This window comes from Armatimonadota bacterium (assembly GCA_031459765.1).
Lineage (GTDB): Bacteria > Sysuimicrobiota > Sysuimicrobiia > Sysuimicrobiales > Kaftiobacteriaceae > Kaftiobacterium > Kaftiobacterium secundum.
Map to the genome: position 1 here is coordinate 22652 of JAVKHY010000008.1, position 16250 is coordinate 38901.

Annotated in this window: 13 protein-coding genes and 1 tRNA gene; 13 read left to right on the top strand and 1 reads right to left on the bottom strand. The window is 72.3% G+C overall.

What is annotated here, in order from left to right; genetic code table 11:
* Positions 1–6: 6 nt before the first annotated feature.
* The 9 genes from QN141_09915 to QN141_09955 all read left to right on the top strand — a co-directional run bounded on the left by QN141_09915 (position 7) and on the right by QN141_09955 (position 12639).
* A complete protein-coding gene (locus tag QN141_09915; protein MDR7558791.1) occupies positions 7–735 on the top strand; it encodes a hypothetical protein in 729 nt (242 codons plus the stop codon).
* 56 nt (positions 736–791) lie between these two features.
* A complete protein-coding gene (locus QN141_09920; protein MDR7558792.1) occupies positions 792–2327 on the top strand; it encodes a hypothetical protein in 1536 nt (511 codons plus the stop codon).
* Positions 2328–2333: 6 nt separating this feature from the next.
* The gene (locus QN141_09925; GenBank protein MDR7558793.1) at positions 2334–3320 is read left to right on the top strand and encodes a MoxR family ATPase; all 987 of its coding nucleotides are present in this window, start codon (positions 2334–2336) and stop codon (positions 3318–3320) included.
* Positions 3317–4201: a DUF58 domain-containing protein gene (locus QN141_09930; protein MDR7558794.1), complete on the top strand. Its 885-nt coding sequence runs from the start codon at positions 3317–3319 to the stop codon at positions 4199–4201. The genes QN141_09925 and QN141_09930 overlap by 4 nt, the downstream gene beginning before the upstream one ends.
* Positions 4198–6003, top strand: coding sequence for a VWA domain-containing protein (locus tag QN141_09935; GenBank protein MDR7558795.1), 1806 nt, complete (start codon positions 4198–4200; stop codon positions 6001–6003). The genes QN141_09930 and QN141_09935 overlap by 4 nt, the downstream gene beginning before the upstream one ends.
* Complete coding sequence (locus QN141_09940) at positions 5996–8752, top strand: VWA domain-containing protein (GenBank protein MDR7558796.1); 2757 nt, start codon at positions 5996–5998, stop codon at positions 8750–8752. The genes QN141_09935 and QN141_09940 overlap by 8 nt, the downstream gene beginning before the upstream one ends.
* Positions 8749–9909 carry an iron-containing alcohol dehydrogenase gene (locus tag QN141_09945; GenBank protein MDR7558797.1) on the top strand — a complete coding sequence of 387 codons (1161 nt, stop codon included), beginning with the start codon at positions 8749–8751 and terminating at the stop codon, positions 9907–9909. Before QN141_09940 ends, QN141_09945 begins: the two co-directional genes overlap by 4 nt.
* Before the next feature lie 183 nt (positions 9910–10092).
* Positions 10093–10731 (top strand): ATP-binding protein, encoded by a 639-nt coding sequence (locus tag QN141_09950; protein ID MDR7558798.1) that lies wholly within the window; start codon positions 10093–10095, stop codon positions 10729–10731.
* A 138-nt stretch (positions 10732–10869) separates the two neighbouring features.
* A complete protein-coding gene (locus tag QN141_09955) occupies positions 10870–12639 on the top strand; it encodes a heme o synthase (protein ID MDR7558799.1) in 1770 nt (589 codons plus the stop codon).
* Here QN141_09955 and QN141_09960 read toward each other — a convergent pair.
* On the bottom strand, positions 12556–13758 hold the full coding sequence (locus tag QN141_09960) for an MFS transporter (GenBank protein ID MDR7558800.1): 1203 nt from the start codon (positions 13756–13758) through the stop codon (positions 12556–12558). The two genes, QN141_09955 and QN141_09960, sit on opposite strands and share 84 nt — an antisense overlap.
* A 156-nt stretch (positions 13759–13914) precedes the next feature.
* Here QN141_09960 and rpoZ point away from each other — a divergent pair, with 156 nt between their 5' ends.
* The 4 genes from rpoZ to tilS all read left to right on the top strand — a co-directional run bounded on the left by rpoZ (position 13915) and on the right by tilS (position 16207).
* Positions 13915–14121, top strand: coding sequence for a DNA-directed RNA polymerase subunit omega (rpoZ, locus tag QN141_09965; GenBank protein ID MDR7558801.1), 207 nt, complete (start codon positions 13915–13917; stop codon positions 14119–14121).
* Between the two features lie 52 nt (positions 14122–14173).
* A complete protein-coding gene (locus QN141_09970) occupies positions 14174–14647 on the top strand; it encodes a BsuPI-related putative proteinase inhibitor (GenBank protein ID MDR7558802.1) in 474 nt (157 codons plus the stop codon).
* Between the two features lie 47 nt (positions 14648–14694).
* A tRNA-Met gene (locus QN141_09975) sits at positions 14695–14771 on the top strand.
* Positions 14772–14833: 62 nt separating this feature from the next.
* On the top strand, positions 14834–16207 hold the full coding sequence (gene tilS, locus QN141_09980; GenBank protein ID MDR7558803.1) for a tRNA lysidine(34) synthetase TilS: 1374 nt from the start codon (positions 14834–14836) through the stop codon (positions 16205–16207).
* The last annotated feature ends 43 nt before the right edge of the window (positions 16208–16250 follow it).

The following is a 16250-nucleotide window of genomic DNA, read 5'->3' on the forward strand; positions in this document are numbered from 1 at the left end:
GAGGGCATGAGGAAGGTGAATGCGGTCGCCCGCAACGACCTGCGCCTGCGGCTGAGCCGGGGAAACGCGGTGACACTGGTGACAGTGTACCTGTCCCTCCTGGCCGTCCTGGCGTTGCTGTCGCTCCCTCCGGATCTCGGCCGTCTCGACGACCTGCGTCAGGAAGGTCTGCTCCTGGCGTTCCTGGTCGCGACGACGGTGGTCGCGGTGTACCTGACCACGGCCGCGGCATGCGGTGAGATCGCCATCGAGGGAGAGAAGTCCGTCCTCGACCTCGCCGCCTCCCCATTTCCACCCGAGGTGGTGGGCCGGGGCAAGGTCCTGACCTCAGCGGTGTTCGCCGCATTCCTGCTCCTGCTGGCGACCCCCTTCACGGTCATCGTTGCCGGGATCCGGGGGGAGCCGCTGGCCGCCGCCGCCCGCGCTGCGATCGTCACCATCCCCATGGCCGCCGCCCTGGGTGGACTGGCCGCGCTCACGGGAGCCGTCTTCGACTCCGACTTCGCCCGCAGTTTCGTGCACTGGTTCATGTTGCTGGCCGTGATCGTGGGGGCCGCGGCTCTGCCCCCGCCCTGGCACCTGCTGAGCCCGGTGCGGATGGTCGTCGCCGCCGCCCGGGAGGGGCTGCGGTGGGACGTGGTGACGGCCGCGGCGGGGTACACGCTGCTCTCCCTCGCGGCCGGCGCGGCCATCGCCCGCCAGGTGCGCCGGATCCGTCGGGCCTACGGCCGGTGAGGACGGCGTCGGCGCGCGTTCCGCCCCCGCGGCGACAGGGGTATGATGATATCACCATGGCCCCGGACGCCCTGCACCACATCGTCGGAGCCGCCGGGCGTCGGTTGAGCTGGCACCGCGCGCTCCAGGGCGGGCTCCTGGCCGGTTGCGCCGTCCTGGGGACGAGCGTCGCGGCGGCGGCGGTCGCCCTGGTCGTATCGGTCGATCCCGTGCCGCCGACGGTGGCCGCAGGCGCCGCCGTCGTGACCATCGTGCTGGTCAGCGCGCTGTTGAGGCTGGTCCATCCGGTCGGCCCTCTCGCGGCGGCGAGGCTGCTGGATCTCCGCGCCGGACTGGAGGAGCGGTTGAGCACGGCGCTGGAGGTGAGCCTCCGGACCCGGCGTGGAACGCTGGGCAACCGGTTGCTGGCCGACGCCGCGGCCGCGGCCGAGGGGGTGGATCTGCGCGCCGTCCTGCCCTGGCGACCGCCGCGGAGTCTCTCCGTCCTGGCCGTCCTGCTGGCGGTGATCGTCCTCTGGCCCGCCCTGCTTGGCGGGGTCACCCTGCCGGGGACGCCCGCCCGCCGCACCCAGGAAGTGATCCGCCAGGAAGGCGGGCGTCTGGAGCGGTTCGCCCGGGCCCTGGAGTCGCGCACGCGCGCTCAACGGATGCCGCACACCCGCCGCGCCGCGCCGCAGCTCCGGGATCTCGGCCTGCGGCTGCAGCAGGAGCGGCTGGACCGGACCGAGGCGCTGGCGCGAATTGCGGAACTCTCCCGACAGATCGAGGAGACCCGTCGCGAACTGACCCGCCGCCTGGACAGGCCCCGCCCCGGGCCGCGGGAAGATGGTGGAGCCGATGACCGGCTGTACCGCCAGGCTCTGGAACGGCAGATCCGCCAGTTGCGGGAGCTGACCAGCCGCCTGCGGCAGCATTCCGAGACCGTCTCGCCCGACGCCCTGCAGCGGTTGGGGGAGATGACGCAGGACGGGGAGGGCACGCAGCCGGCTGAAGTCCGCAGTCGTCTCGAGCGCGCGCGCGAGCAACTCCAGCAGGGCGACGCTCACGGCGCCGGCGAGTCGCTCGCCGAAGCGCTTCGCCAGCTCGAGGGGCTGCAGTCGATGCTGGCGGACGCCGAAGGACTGGAGCGCGCCAGGCAGCAGCTCGAGCGTGCCGGGGAGCGTATCGCTTCGGGCGGCCGGACTCCTGCCCACGAGGTTGCCGACGACCCGTCGCAGCCGCCGGAAGGCGCGCAGAGCTCCGGCGACCGGCCGCTCGTGGGGGATCCGAAGGCGGAGGCGTCCGCACCCGAAGGACCCCATGAGGGAACGACGCCGGGCCGCGGCCGCATCGCAGAGAAGATGGGAGCGCCGAGCCCCCGGCTGGAGGCGCAGCGCATCCCCGACCGTCTGCGGGGCGCGCAGGGGGAGGGGGCGGTCCGATCCGCGGAGGTGCTGGGCGCCGGGCGTCCGGGATCCTCGCGGGTCGGGATCCGGTCGGTCTCGCCGGCGATCGTGGCCGCCGCCGACCAGGCGATGAGGTCGGCCCACACCCCGGGGCGCTATCGGGCTCTGGTGCGCAGATACTTTGAGCGGCTGGCCGGATTGAGGTGACCGGAGATGACCCCGGAAGAGTTCGCCACCACCTTTGAGCGCATCCGCGCCGAGGTGCGCAGGGTGATCGTCGGACACGAAACGCTGATCGATCACCTCCTGATCGCCTTCCTGGCCGGCGGACACGTGCTGTTGGAGGGCGTTCCCGGCCTGGGCAAGACGCTCCTGGTGAAGACGCTGGCCCGGGCCGTGGAACTGTCCTTTTCCCGCATCCAGTTCACCCCCGACCTGATGCCGGCGGACATCATCGGGACCAATGTCGTGATGCAGGACGCCGAAGGGCGGCGCTACTTCGAGTTCCAGCGGGGCCCGATCTTCACCCACGTCCTGCTGGCCGACGAGATCAACCGGGCCACCCCCAAGACCCAGTCCGCCCTGCTGGAGGCGATGCAGGAGCACGCCGTGACCGTCGCCGGGACCTCCTACGCGCTGGACGAACCCTTTTTCGTGCTGGCCACGCAGAATCCGATCGAGATGGAAGGGACCTACCCGCTGCCCGAGGCGCAGCTGGACCGCTTCCTGTTCAAGGTCAAGGCCGAGTTCCCCACGGCGGGAGACCTGGTGGAGATCATCGATCGGACGACGACGGCGGAGCAACCCCAGGCCCGGACGGTCGCCGACAAGGAGACCGTCAGACAGATGCTCCGTCTGGCGCGGGAGGTCGAGGTCGCCTCCCACGTCAAGGCCTACGCCGCGCGGCTGGTCCGCGCCACCCACCCGGAGGATCCCCATGCGGCGACCATGGCCCGGCGCTTCGTGCGCTACGGCGCCAGCCCGCGCGGGGTCCAGGCGCTCATCCTGTCGGCCAAGGTCCGAGCCCTGGTGGCGGGCCGCGTCAACGTCAGCCTGGGCGACCTGCAGGCGCTGGCTTTGCCCAGCCTGCGCCACCGGATCATCCTGAACTTTGAGGGCGAAGCCGAAGGCGTGGATCCCGACGCGGTGATCCGGAACGTGCTGGACGAAACGCCGGAACTGGAAGAGGCGAGGAGATGACGGGATCGGCGCTGCTCGACCCCTCGTTGCTGCGGCGGCTGGACGGCCTCAGCCTGCGCAGCCGGCGCGCCACGCGGGGACTGCTGCGCGGCGAGCGGCGGAGCCCGCGGCAGGGGCGGGGCGTGGAGTTTGCCGACTACCGCAGCTACCAGATCGGCGACGATTTCCGGTACGTGGACTGGAACATCTACTCGCGACTGGACCGGTTGTTCATCAAGTTGTTCAGCGAGGAGGAGGACATCAACGTCCACCTCTTCGTCGACGGCAGCCGCTCCATGGGGTGGGGGCTCCCGGGCAAGCTGGAGTACGCCGTCCGGCTGGCCGCCGCCATCGGCTACGTGGGATTGCGCAACCTCGACCGCGTCGGCGCGGTGGTGTTCAGCGACGGGCCGCGCCAGATGCTGCCCCTCCACCGAGGCCGCGGCCACACCCTGCAGCTCTTCGAGTTCCTCAGCCGGATCAGCCCCGAAGGCGTCTCCGACCTGACCACGACCATGCGGCGGTACGTGTACCGGACGAAGCGCCGCGGCCTGCTCATTCTGATCAGCGACCTCTGGTTTCCGGGCGGCTACGAGGAGGGGTTGAAACTGGCGCGCTATCACCGCTTCGAGCCCTTCGTCGTGCACCTCATCAGCGACGACGAGGTGAGCCCGGCGGTGCGGGGTGAGGTGCGGCTGGTGGACGTGGAATCCCAGGCCGCCGCGGAGGTCAGCGTGGACGGGACGGCCCTCGAGGCCTATGCCCGGGCGCGCGACGCCTACTTCGCCGGGATCGAGCGCTTCTGCCTTCGCCACCAGATCGACTACCTGCGCGCCTCCACGACGATTCCCTTCGAGGACCTGGTCCTGCGCTATCTGCGGATGGGGGGGCTGCTGGCGTGACCTTCGACGCGCCGCAGGCCCTCTGGGGACTGCTGGCGCTGCCCTTCCTCGTCCTGCTGTACATGCTGCGGCCCCGGCGGCAGGAGGTGCCGGTGAGCACGCTCATCCTCTGGCAGCGCGCCCGCCGCGACCTCGCCGCCCGGCGGCCGGCCCGACGGATCGAGCGGAGCCTGCTCCTGTTGCTGCAGCTGGTGGCCGTCACCCTCGTCGTGGCCGCTCTGGCCCGCCCGCGCCTGGCGCTGCCCGGAGCGGGGGAGATCCCGATCGTCATCATCGTCGACACCTCGGCGAGCATGCAGGCCACCGACGAATCGCCGTCCCGCTTCGCCGTGGCCGTGGAGCGGGCGCGCCGGGCCGCCGCTGCCGCCCGCGGCCAGGTCATGCTCATCGCCGCCGGCGCCCGACCGTCGATCGTGGTGCCCTTCGCCGACCCGCTCCTGACCCGCGGGGCGCTGGACCGGTTGCGGCCGACCGACGGGCCCGGGCGGTTGGACCAGGCCATCACCCTGGCCCTCGGCCAGCGGGTGGGCGGCCTCCGGCCCCGCGTCGAGGTCTTTACCGACCGCGCGGGCGCGGCGCTGCCCGGAGTCACCTACCACACGGTCGGGCGCGCCGCACGGAACGTGGGGATCGTCGCCGTGAACGTGGAGCGGGAGGCGCAGGCCTCCGCGGTCGTCGTGCAGGTGCACAACGCCGGGGAGACCGCGGCGCAGGTGCCGATCCTGGTCACCCTCGACGGCCGCCGCCTCCCGGCGCGGACGGTGACGGTGGGACCGCAGGCCACCGCGTCGGCGGCGGTGTCCCTCTCGGGAGCCGGGGTCGCGCGGATCGAACTCGCCGTGGACGAAGACCTGGCCGTGGACAACGTCGCCCATGCCGTCGTCGGGACGCCGCCGCCGCGGGTCATCGTCGCCGGGGCGCCGGATCGCGTGTTGGCCGAGGCGCTCGCGGCCATTCCCGTACGGGTCCTTCCGCCCCAGCGCATCACCCCCGAGGCTCTGGCCGTCGCCGACGTCGTGATCCTGAACCGCACGCCGCCGGTGGACCTGCCGCCGGGAAACTACCTGCTGCTCGGGACCGTGGCCTCCAACCTCCCCCTGGGCGTCACCGGGAGGGTGCGCGTCGGTCCGGTGCTGCGCTGGACCGGCCGGCACCCGGTGATGCGCTACGTGGACCTCACAGACGTCACGATCGGCGAGGCGCTGCGCCTGGAGCCGCGGGGAGGCGAGGTCCTGGCCGAGGGGACAACGCCGCTCATCTGGGCCTACGAAGGTGACGGCGTGCGCGCGCTGGTCACCGCCTTCTCCCTCGAGCAGTCCGACCTGCCGCTGCGCGTGGGCTTCCCGATCTTCCTCAGCAACGCCCTGAGCTGGCTCGGCGGCGCCGAGCCGATGGTGCAGGCGGGAGACACCGTCACCATCCCCTCCGGTTCCGTCGCCGAGGCCGTGGTGACCGGTCCCGACGGTGAGGTCAGGCGGGTGGCCGCCTCGGGCGGTCGGGTCGTGCTGCCCACCGTCGAACACGTCGGACTCTACACGGTGCGGATCGGCGACCGCGACCGGCGCGTGGTGGTGAACCCCGCTGCGGAGGAGGTGGCGATTGCTCCGCTGGCCCCGAGGAGCAGCGGGTCCGAGGACCGCGCCGGCGGCAGCGGCCAGTCGCGGGAGGCGTGGCGGGCGGTCCTCCTCCTCGCGCTGATCGTTGTCTGTAGCGAATGGCTCCTGTGGCTGCGCACCCTTCCGAAGGCCGGGGCCTGGGGGCAGGCTCCGCGCCTGCTCCACCCGCGGAAGACCCATGGCTGAGCTGATCTTCCTGTACCCGCGGGCCTTCCTGCTGCTGCTGCTCGTGCCGGCCATCCTCGTGCTGGCCCGCCGCCGCATCGTCCCTCGGGGCGGTCTCGTGCTGCGTCTTGCGGTGGTCGCCGCGCTGGCGGTGAGCCTGGCCGGACCCAACCTCGGCGGGCTGGGCGGCGGCGAGTATGTCATTTTCGCGCTCGACCTTTCGGCGAGCATCTCGGCGGCGTCGCGCCAGATGGCCATCGACTTCGCCAGGGAGGCGGCGCGTCACCGGCGTCCCGGCGATCGGATCGGGCTGGTGACCTTCGGCGCCACCGCGCTGCTGGAGGAGGCTCCAACCGCCGACCCTCTGCTGGCCGTGACCTCCCATCCGGCCGCCGAGGCCACCGACATCGCCCAGGCCATCCGCACCGCGTTGAGCGCCCTGCCGTCCTCCGGCGGCCGCCGCATTGTCGTCGCCACCGACGGCAATGCCAATCGGGGGGATCTGGAGCAGGCGCTGGCCCTGGCCCGCAGCCAGGGGGTGGAAGTCTCGGTGCTGCCGCTGCAGTCGGGCTCCGGACGGGACGTGCTCGTGGAGGAGGTGCTCGCTCCTGCCGAGGTGCGGGCGGGCGAGCGGTTCCTGGTGCGCGTGCCCATCGTGGCCACGGCGGAGGCGCAGGTGACGCTGCAGATCAAGGAGGACGATCGCCTCATCGCCGAGCGGCGCATCAGGGTGGCCCCCGGCCGCACCACGACGACCCTCTCCCGTGTCGCCGCCGCAGAAGGCGTGCTGCGGTACACGGCCACGCTCCTCGCGGCGCCGGACGAGGTGGCCGGGAACAACCGGGCGGAGGCGCTGGTGACGGTGCGCGGAGCGCCGGTGGTCTGGTACGCCGGCACCGCGCCCGGGGTGCTCTCCCGGGTGCTGGAGGCGCAGGGGATGCGCGTCCGGAGCACCGCGCCGGAATCGCTGCCCGCGTCGCTACATGGCTACAGCGGGATCGCCGCCGTGGTGCTCGACGACGTGAGCGCGCTGTGGCTGTCCGCGGCCCAGATGGCCTCGCTGCGGGATTTCGTCGGCCACCTGGGCGGCGGGCTGATCGCGGTCGGGGGGCCCCACAGCTTCGGCGTCGGGGGGTACGCAGGGACGCCGCTGGAGGACGTTCTGCCGGTCACGATGGACGTGCGGCACCGCCTGGCCATTCCGTCGATGGCCATCGTCCTCGTGCTGGACACCTCGGGCAGCATGGGCGCCTTCGGGACGCAGATTGCCAAGGTGGAACTGGCCAAGGAGACCGCCCAGTCGGTGGTGGATCTGCTCGGCGAGCGCGACGTCATCGGCGTGATCTCCTTCGATCAGGAGCCGCGCTGGCTGGCCCCGCCGACCGAGGCCCGGCACCGGGAGCAGGTAATGGAGCAGGTGGCGCGGATCCAGGCCGGCGGCGGCACCAATATGTACCCCGCCCTGCGCCTGGCCTACGACTACCTGCGCACCTCGGCGGCGAAGGTCCGGCACGTCATCGTCATCTCGGACGGCCAGACCGACCCCGGCGACTTCCAGGGTCTGATCACCCGCATGAGCCGGGACAAGATCACCACCTCGGCGGTGGCCGTCGGCGGTGATGCCGACGAGCCCCTCATGCGCAGCGTCGCCCGGTGGGGCGGGGGACGGTACTATCTGGCCAAGGACCTCTACACCATCCCGCAGATTCTCACCGCGGAGGCGCTGCTCGCCTCCCGGTCCTACCTGGTGGAAGAACGGTTCATCCCCGAGGTGGTCCACCGCGGCCTTATCGACGATCTGGCGCTGCGGCCGCTGCGCGGCTACGTCGCCACCTCGCCCAAACCGGCCGGGACGCTGCATCTCGTCTCCCCGGCGGACGATCCCATCCTGGCCACGTGGCAGTACGGGCTGGGACGCGCCGCGGCCTTCACGGCAGACGCCTCGGGCCGCTGGGCCGCGGAGTGGATCGCCTGGCCCGGGCTGGCCCGGTTCTGGTCGCGGCTGGTCCGCTGGGCGGCGCGCGAGGACGGCGACGGGCTTCAGGTGTCGGTGGAGCAGGTCGACGCCTCGGGGCAGCGGGCCCCGGCGGGTGGGACGGCCGCGATCACGGTGGACGCGTTCACCGCCGCGGGCCTGCCGGTGGACGGGCTGCAGGTGGAGGCCCGCGTGGCCGGCCCCGAGGGCGCGGTGCAGACCCTGACGCTGGTGCAGGCCGCGCCCGGGCGCTACGAAGGGCGGATCCCCGCCGCGCGCGCCGGCGCCTATGTCGTCTCCGTCGTTGCCCGCCACGCCTCGGGCGTCCGGCGGACGACGACGGGATTTGTGGTGCCCTATGCGCCCGAACTGCGCGACCTCGTCGCGAACCGGACCGTGCTGGCCCATCTCGCGGAGGCCACCGGGGGCCGGCTGCTCTCCGACCCCAGGGCGGCGGTGGCCCCAACCCGCTCTCCGCGGGAGGCGGCGGACGCCTGGCCGTACACCGCCGCCGCCGCGGCGGCTCTGTTCCTCGCCGAGATCACCTGGCGGCGCATCCCGGCGATCGGGGACTCCCTGCGCAGCGCGGGGGCGCTTTTGCTGGCCCGGCTGCGCCCGCCGCCTTCCTCCCAGGAGGCGGAGGCCGACCGGTTCTATGAGGAGGCCGACCGCTGGAGGCTGGTGGAGCCGGCGCCGACGGAGGGCGCCGAGTCGATGGAAGCGGCCGCGCGCCTGTACATCGCCAGGTTGAAGGCGGCGCAGAGCGAGGACCAGCGGAAGAGGGGGGCCCGATGACGGACTGGCACGACACCTTCACCTTTGCCGCTCCGGCCCAGGTGACCTTCGGCCCGGGGGTGCTGGCGAAGCTGCCCGAGGCGGTGGCCGGATTCGGTGGGCGCGCCGTCGTGGTGTCCGATCCCGGCATCGCCCGGGCGGGGATTCTCGACCGCGTCCTTCAGCTTCTGGACGGCGCCGGCATCACCGCCGAACCGTACCCGCACGTCGAGCCCAACCCCAGCGTGGAGACCGTCCATGCCGCCGCCGACCTGTTCCGGCGCACCCGCGGCGCGTTCGTGGTCGGCGTGGGCGGGGGCAGCGCGATGGATGTGGCCAAGGTGGTGGCCGCCCTGGTCGCCCACGGCGGCGCGGTCCAGGACTACGAAGGCCTCGGGAAGATCCCCGGCCCCGGCGTCCCGTGCGTGGCCGTCCCGACCACGGCCGGGACCGGCAGCGAGGTGACGATCTTCTCCGTCATCACCGACCGCGCGCGGAAGTTCAAGATGACCATCGGCAGCCTCCACACCGTGCCCCAGGTGGCGCTGTGCGATCCGACGCTGACCGTCTCCATGCCGCCCGCGCTCACCGCGGCCACGGGGATGGACGCGCTCACCCACGCCATCGAGTCCTACAGCAACACCGTCCACAATCCCATCGCCTCCGCCCTGGCCCTGGAAGCGATCCGGCTCATCGGGCGATCCCTGCGCACGGCCTTCAGCAACGGGACCGATCTCCGGGCGCGGACCGAGATGCTGCTGGCCAGCACGATGGCGGCGATGGCCTTCACGCGCACCAGGCTGGGCAACGTGCACGCCATGTCCCATCCCCTGGGGGCGCACTTCGACGTGCCCCACGGGGTAGCCAACGCGGTGCTCCTGCCCACCGTGATGGCCTGGAACCTGGTGGCCTGCCACGACACCTACCCCCAGGTGGCCGCGGCGCTGGGCGAGCGCGTGGAGGGACTGTCTCCCCGCGAGGCGTCGGAGGCCGCGGTGGAGGCCGTGCGCCGCCTGGCGCGCGACGTGCAGATTCCCGAGCGCCTGCGTGATCTGGGCGTGACCCGCGAGGCCATCCCGAAGATGACCGAGGACGCCATGAAGAGCGGCAACGTCCTCGTCAATCCGCGCACGACGACCGCCGCCGACATCGCCGCGCTGTTCGAGGCCGCCTATTGAATGCGCCCGCCCTCCACCGGGGTGTGACGACGGTGAGAGTTCCGGATGGTACCGTGCCTCCACACGGTGCACAATCCCGGATCCCTCCGGCACGGAACACACGTCGGTCCGGTGCTCTTAGGACACGCCCTCCTGTCCAAGAGCGGCCGCGGGGGATCCGGGGACACCCTACGGAATCCGTCGGTGTCGACCCTTCGCGAGGAACGCGCCTTCTGGGCCCACCAACTTCACGCCCACCTGCTCAACACCATCGGCGCCGCGATCGCGCAGTCCCAGGTCTGCGAAGCGGCCGTACGGGAGGCGCGGCCCACCTCCCTTAACGAGGTCGTCCGACTGCGGGAGATGCTCCACGCCCTGGAGGAGGCCACCCGCACCATGGCGGCCTCTGCGGCGCTGCCGAGCCACCTCTTGCCGGAGGTCCGCCGGCGCGTACAGGCCTTCGCCGCAGCGCACCCCTCCGTCGACGTCCGCCTGCGGACGCAGGGTCGCAGCCGCGTCGACCGGAGGGTGACGGCGGCGACGGTGATCGTCCTGCGGGAGGCGCTGGAGAACGCGGTCCGTCACGGGCGACCCCGGAGCATCGAGATCGACCTGGTCCTGGAGCACGGCTCGATGCTCCTCCGCGTCCGGGACGACGGCTGCGGGTTTGATCCGATGACCGTGGAGGCCGCGTCGGACGGTCGGCGGCGTCTCGGCCTGGCCATCATGCGCCAGTGGGCCGCGTCCCTGGGCGGCCGGCTCGTCCTGAGCTCCGTTCCGGGACGAGGCGCGCAGCTGACCCTGCACCTCCCGCTGAGCGACGGCCCTCCGGCGCGGCGCTGAGTCGCCGGGATCGCGCAACGCCCTGCATCCTCGCTCCTCCTGGCACCTGCGGCGGCCTCCGGCGGGCCCGAGGGACGTCCTCCCGGGGCGTCGAACCTATGGCCGTGCGCCTCCTGCGCACATCTTCGCCTGCCGGTTATGAAACGGTTCGCTACGCTGGCCACCGTCACGACCCTCGCCACCTACGTGCTGGTGGTGGTAGGCGGGCTCGTCCGCGCCGCCGGAGCCGGGCTGGCCTGTCCGGACTGGCCGCTGTGCCACGGACGGCTGATCCCGCCGCTCCAGGGTCCCGTGATCATCGAATACATCCACCGGCTGGTGGCCTCGCTGGTAGGTGTCCTGACCCTCGCCCTGGCCGTGGCGGCCTGGCGACGGCGGTGGCAGCGCGGCCCGGCGCTGGCGGCGCTGCTGCTGGTCGGCGTGCAGATCCTCCTCGGCGGGCTCACGGTGCAGAGCCAACTCTACCGCTGGCTGGTCCTGGCCCATCTGGGCACGGCGATGGTCTTTCTCGCCACCCTGGTGGCGCTGACGACCTTCGCCTGGCTCCCCGAAGCCCCTGTGCGCCGCTCGGCCTTCCGGGTGCAGGCGTTGGTCACCGTGCTGGCCACCTTCGGCCTCGTGTTGATCGGCGGATACGTCACCGCCAGCGCCGCAGGAATCGCCTGCCCGGACTGGCCGCTGTGCTACGGGCGCATCTGGCCGGGCGGCGCCGGAGCGACGGCCGTCCAGATGACCCACCGGCTGGCCGCCGCCGTCGTGGGCGCACTCATCGTGCTCACGGCCGCCTCGGCGTACCGCACCGAACCGGGACGCGCGGACCTGCAGGCGACCTCGGCGATTGCGGTCGGGCTGCTGGTGCTCCAGGTGCTCCTCGGCGCGATGAGCGTCGAATACCGGCTGGCCGCGGGGGCGACCACCGCGCATCTGGCCACGGCCGCGGCGCTCTTCGCCACGCTGGTGGTCCTGGCGGCCCTCTCCTCCCGCGAGGTGCCCCCACGCCGCGAGGCGGCCGCCGGAGTCGGGCCCTCCCCGACCGGCCGCCCCTTGAGTCACCGCATCCTCTCCTACGTCGCGCTGACCAAGCCCCGCATCCTCGTGCTCCTGCTGGTCACCGCCCTGGCCTCGATGCTGATCGCCGCCCCGGGCCGGGTCTCGCCGTGGGTGATCCTGTTCACGATGCTCGGCGGCGCGGCGTCGGCGGGGGCGGCGAACGCCATCAATCAGGTCCTGGAGCGCGATATCGACGCGGTGATGTCCCGCACGCGCCGGCGGCCCATCCCTTCCGGACAGGTCGGCACGCCCTACGCGCTGGCCTTCGCCATCCTGCTGGGGGCGGCGGCGTTCGTGGAACTGGCCGTGCTGGTCAATCTGGTCAGCGCCTTCCTGGCCCTGCTGGCCCTGGGGATCTACGTCGTCGTCTACACCCTCTGGCTGAAACGCTCGACTCCCCAGAACATCGTCATCGGCGGCGCTGCCGGCGCGATGCCGCCGCTGGTGGGATGGGCCGCGGCCACCGGTCGGATCGACCTGCCCGCCGTCCTGCTGTTCCTGATCGTCTTCCTGTGGACGCCCCCGCACTTCTGGGCCCTGGCCCTGCACCGGCGCGAGGACTACGCGCGGGCCGGCGTGCCCATGCTTCCCGTGGTGGCGGGAGAGGAGACCACGCGACGGCAGATCGTGTTCTACACCGTCCTGCTGGTCGCGGCGACGTTGCTCCTGCAACCCTTCGGCGCGATGGGCTGGGTGTACGGCGCCTCCGCGCTCTTGCTGGGCGCGGTGTTCGTGGCACTCGCCGTGCAGCTGTGGCGCGAGCGGAGCCGGCGCTCAGCGGTCCGCCTGTTCGGGTACTCCGTGGTCTATCTGGCTCTCCTCTTTGCGGCCATGGTCGCGGACCGACTGATCGGTTAGCAGCAGGCAAAGCGCCAGCGCCGTTACCGGGAGGACCAGCAGAAAAGCCCAGGTCAGGCCCCATCCCGCCAGCGCCCCGCCGGCGGCAGGGCCGAGGAAGAAGCCCAGATCGGCCGCCGCGTTGAAGCCGCCCATGGCCGCCACCAGCAGTCCCGATGGGGCCTGGCCGGCGATGCGGGTGCTGAGCGCGGTGGGCACGGCGGCGCCCATCCCCCCGGCGGCCGCGCCGACCAGAAGCAGGGACCAGAAGGAGGGGAGGAACGGGGTGAGGGCGGCGCCGATCCCGCGGGCGAGGAAGGCCGGGACGATCAACCGCTCCGCGGTCCGGCGGCGGGCGGTGCGGCGCAGCCCTTCCTGCGCGGCGATGAAGGCGACCGCCGCGCCGGTGTAGATCAACCCGATGGCGTCGGCGCTCAACCCGCGGGACGCCGCGTGCAGCGGGAGGAAGGTGGTGTAGACGCTGAAGGCCGCGGTGTTGCAGACGGTCAGCGTCCAGTTCCGCAGCACGGCGGGCGATCGGCGCAGGAGCTCCTGCAGGGCGGCCACCGGGTTCCCCGCGGCGGCGTCGTCGCACCGGGGTCGGATGGCGGCGGTGGCCGGGATCGTGAGCGCGGCGAGGATGGCCGCGCCGTAGAAGGGGGTGGCCAGGGAGAAGCGGTCGGCCAGCCACCCGCCCAGGGCCGGCCCGACCAGCTGACCGACGCCGAAATACAGCCAGAACACGGCGAAGGCGCCGGCGCGGCGTTCGGGAGGACCGAGATCGGCGACCTCCGCGAACAGCACCGGCCACAGCATCCCGCGCAGCGCCCCGAAGAGCATGCGGTTCAGGTACAGACCTCCCAGCGACACCACCTGGGGGAACCAGGCCAGGGCCAGGGCGCTCCCGGCCAGGGCGATCGCCGCCGCGGCGCGGCGTCCGATCCGGGAGGTGGCGGCCGGGGCCAGCAGTTCGGAGACCACGAGGACGAGCGACATCGCTCCCACCACGCCGCCGATGTGAAACGGGGCGAGGCCCCGACGGTCCAGGTCGAGCGGCAGGACGGGGGTGATCATCAGGATCGAGGTCAACGCGCCGAAGGCGATCAGCCCGAAGGCGTGGAGGCGCAGCGCGGCCGGCACGGCCCCTACGATAGCACAGACGGACGATGCCTGCCGCAGCGGAGGGCCGGGTCGCGACGCCACGGCGGCCCTAACCTTGACACATTAGGGACGGTTGTTAATATAAGAAGTTGCCCCTGTAGGGGTTCCCCTAGCTGGAGTTGAGGTGAGTGGCACGTGATCAAGCCTCCGCTTGAGGCCCTGCTGGAGCGTGTGGACAACAAATACGCCCTGGTCATCATCGCCGCCAAACGGGCGAGACAGATCAAGGAAGGGGCGCTGTCCGTCGTGGACCTCGATACGCGAAATCCGGTGACGGCCGCCCTGGAGGAGATTGCCGCCGGCAAGATTCGCTACGAGATGCCGAAGGTGGGCATCAAGTGATCTCCGGCCGGGGAACCGCATCCTCCGTCTCCTGCGTATTCTGGGAAGGATTATGTCCACCATCCTGGCCCTGCTGCTGGTGGGACTGATGGCGGCGAGCGTGGGCGCCGCCCCCGCCGCCGTGGAACGGACGGAAGGCGCGCTGGTGTTCGGCGCGTCGGTCCCCAAGTCCGCTTTCGCTCCGGGAGAGGCGGTGGAGATCCGCCTGACCGTGCGCAACGCCGGCAGCACGGCGCAGGTGGTGACGTTCATGAGCGCCCAGCGCTTCGAGTTTGTCGTCCGCCGCGCCCGGGGCGACGAAGTCTGGCGCTGGTCCCACGACAAAGCCTTCGCCCAGGCGATTGAGACCGCCCAGCTGCGTCCGGGAGAGACGATGACCTTCCGCGAAACCTGGGACCAGCGCGACCTGCAGGGGCGACGGGTGGACGCCGGCAGCTACGAGGTGGTGGCGATCTTTCTCGGTCAGGTCGGCGGGCGGGCCTCGGTCGCGCTGCCTCCCATCGGCATCACCATCACGCCGCGGTAGCGCCGGCAGCCGAAGACGCCCGCCATCCGGTATAATGGACCCGGCGTGGCGGCGTAGCTCAGTTGGTCAGAGCACGCGGCTCATACCCGCGGAGTCGGGAGTTCGACTCTCCCCGCCGCCACCAGTGTTGTCGGCGGCAGGCCCGGGCCTGCCGCCGACCCGTCTTCCGGGTGGAGCGGGACCGGCATGCTGGAACGGGTGGTGCGAACAATCGAAGCCCACGCCATGGTCTCCCCCGGCGACACCGTCGTCCTGGCGGTCTCCGGAGGGGCCGACTCGATGGCGCTGCTGCACCTGTTCCTCTCCCTGCGGGAGGCCTGGCGCCTGCGCCTCCACGTGGCCCATCTGGATCACGGCCTCCGGCCGGACAGCGCGCAGGATGCGGCCTTCGTCCGTGAGGCGGCGGTCTCCCTGGCGGTTCCGGTCACGGTGGGCGGGGCCGACGTCCGCGCCTTCGCCCTCCGCCAGCGCCGGTCCGTCGAGGACGCCGGCCGGGCCCTGCGGTATGCGTTTCTCGCGGACGTGGCCCGCGCCGTCGGCGCCCGAGTCGTGGCCACCGCGCACACGCGGGACGATCAGATTGAGACGATCCTGATGCGGCTCGTCCAGGGCGCCCGCTGGGAGGCGCTGGCGGGAATTCCCCCCACCCGGCCGCTGGGCGCCGCCACGGTGGTGCGGCCCCTGCGTGAGGTGAGCCGCGAAGAGATCGTCGCCTTCCTGCGCGCTCGTGACCTTCCCTGGCGCGAGGATCCGACCAACCGCGACCTGCGGATTCCACGCAACCGGATCCGGCACGTCGTCCTGCCGGAGTTGCTGCGCGCCTGTCCGGATGCGGCGGCGCTGCTCTGGGACGTCGGCGAAGCGGCCCGCCGGACCGACATCGCGATGCACCGACTGGCCGCCGTGCACTACGGGTACCTGCGAAGGTGGGAAGAGCGCACGGTTCGGCTCCCCCGGGAGGCGTTCCGGGCGCTCCCGGCACCCCTGCGCCGGCGGGTCCTGGCGGCCGCCCTGGCGGAGGTGTCTGGAACAGCCCCGCCGCCCTTCCGCGTTGTTGCAGAGGGATTGCGGCGCGCGGAGCAGGGGGCGGTGGGCAGCGAGACGTCCGCCGCCGGCGTCGTGGTGCGCGTCGGATACGGTACGATTGAGGTGGCCCCCGCCGAGCGGCCGCGTCCTGCGGAGGCGTACCTGCTCCCGGTGCCGGGCGAGGTGAGGGCCGAGGAGTTCGGGGTGATCGTCAGCGCCACCCTCGCCCCGGCGGGCGACGGTCCGCAGGCCGGGGTGGAGGCGGTCTTCGATGCCGCCTCTCTGGCCCTGCCGCTGCGGATCAGGGCCTGGCGGGACGGCGACCGGATTGTCCTGCCCGGTCTGGGAGGGGAAAAGAAGGTGCAGGACCTCTTTGTGGACGCGAAGGTGCCGCGCTGGCGACGACGGCGCGTGGCGCTGGTGGTCGACGGGCACGACCACATCCTGTGGGTGGTCGGATACCGCACCTCGGCGTGCCATCCGGTGACGGAGCGGACCACCACGGTCGTCCGCCTGCAGGCGCGGCCGGCTTGATTTGACCAGGGATTCATCGTATCGTATGGCCAATTGAGAGGCA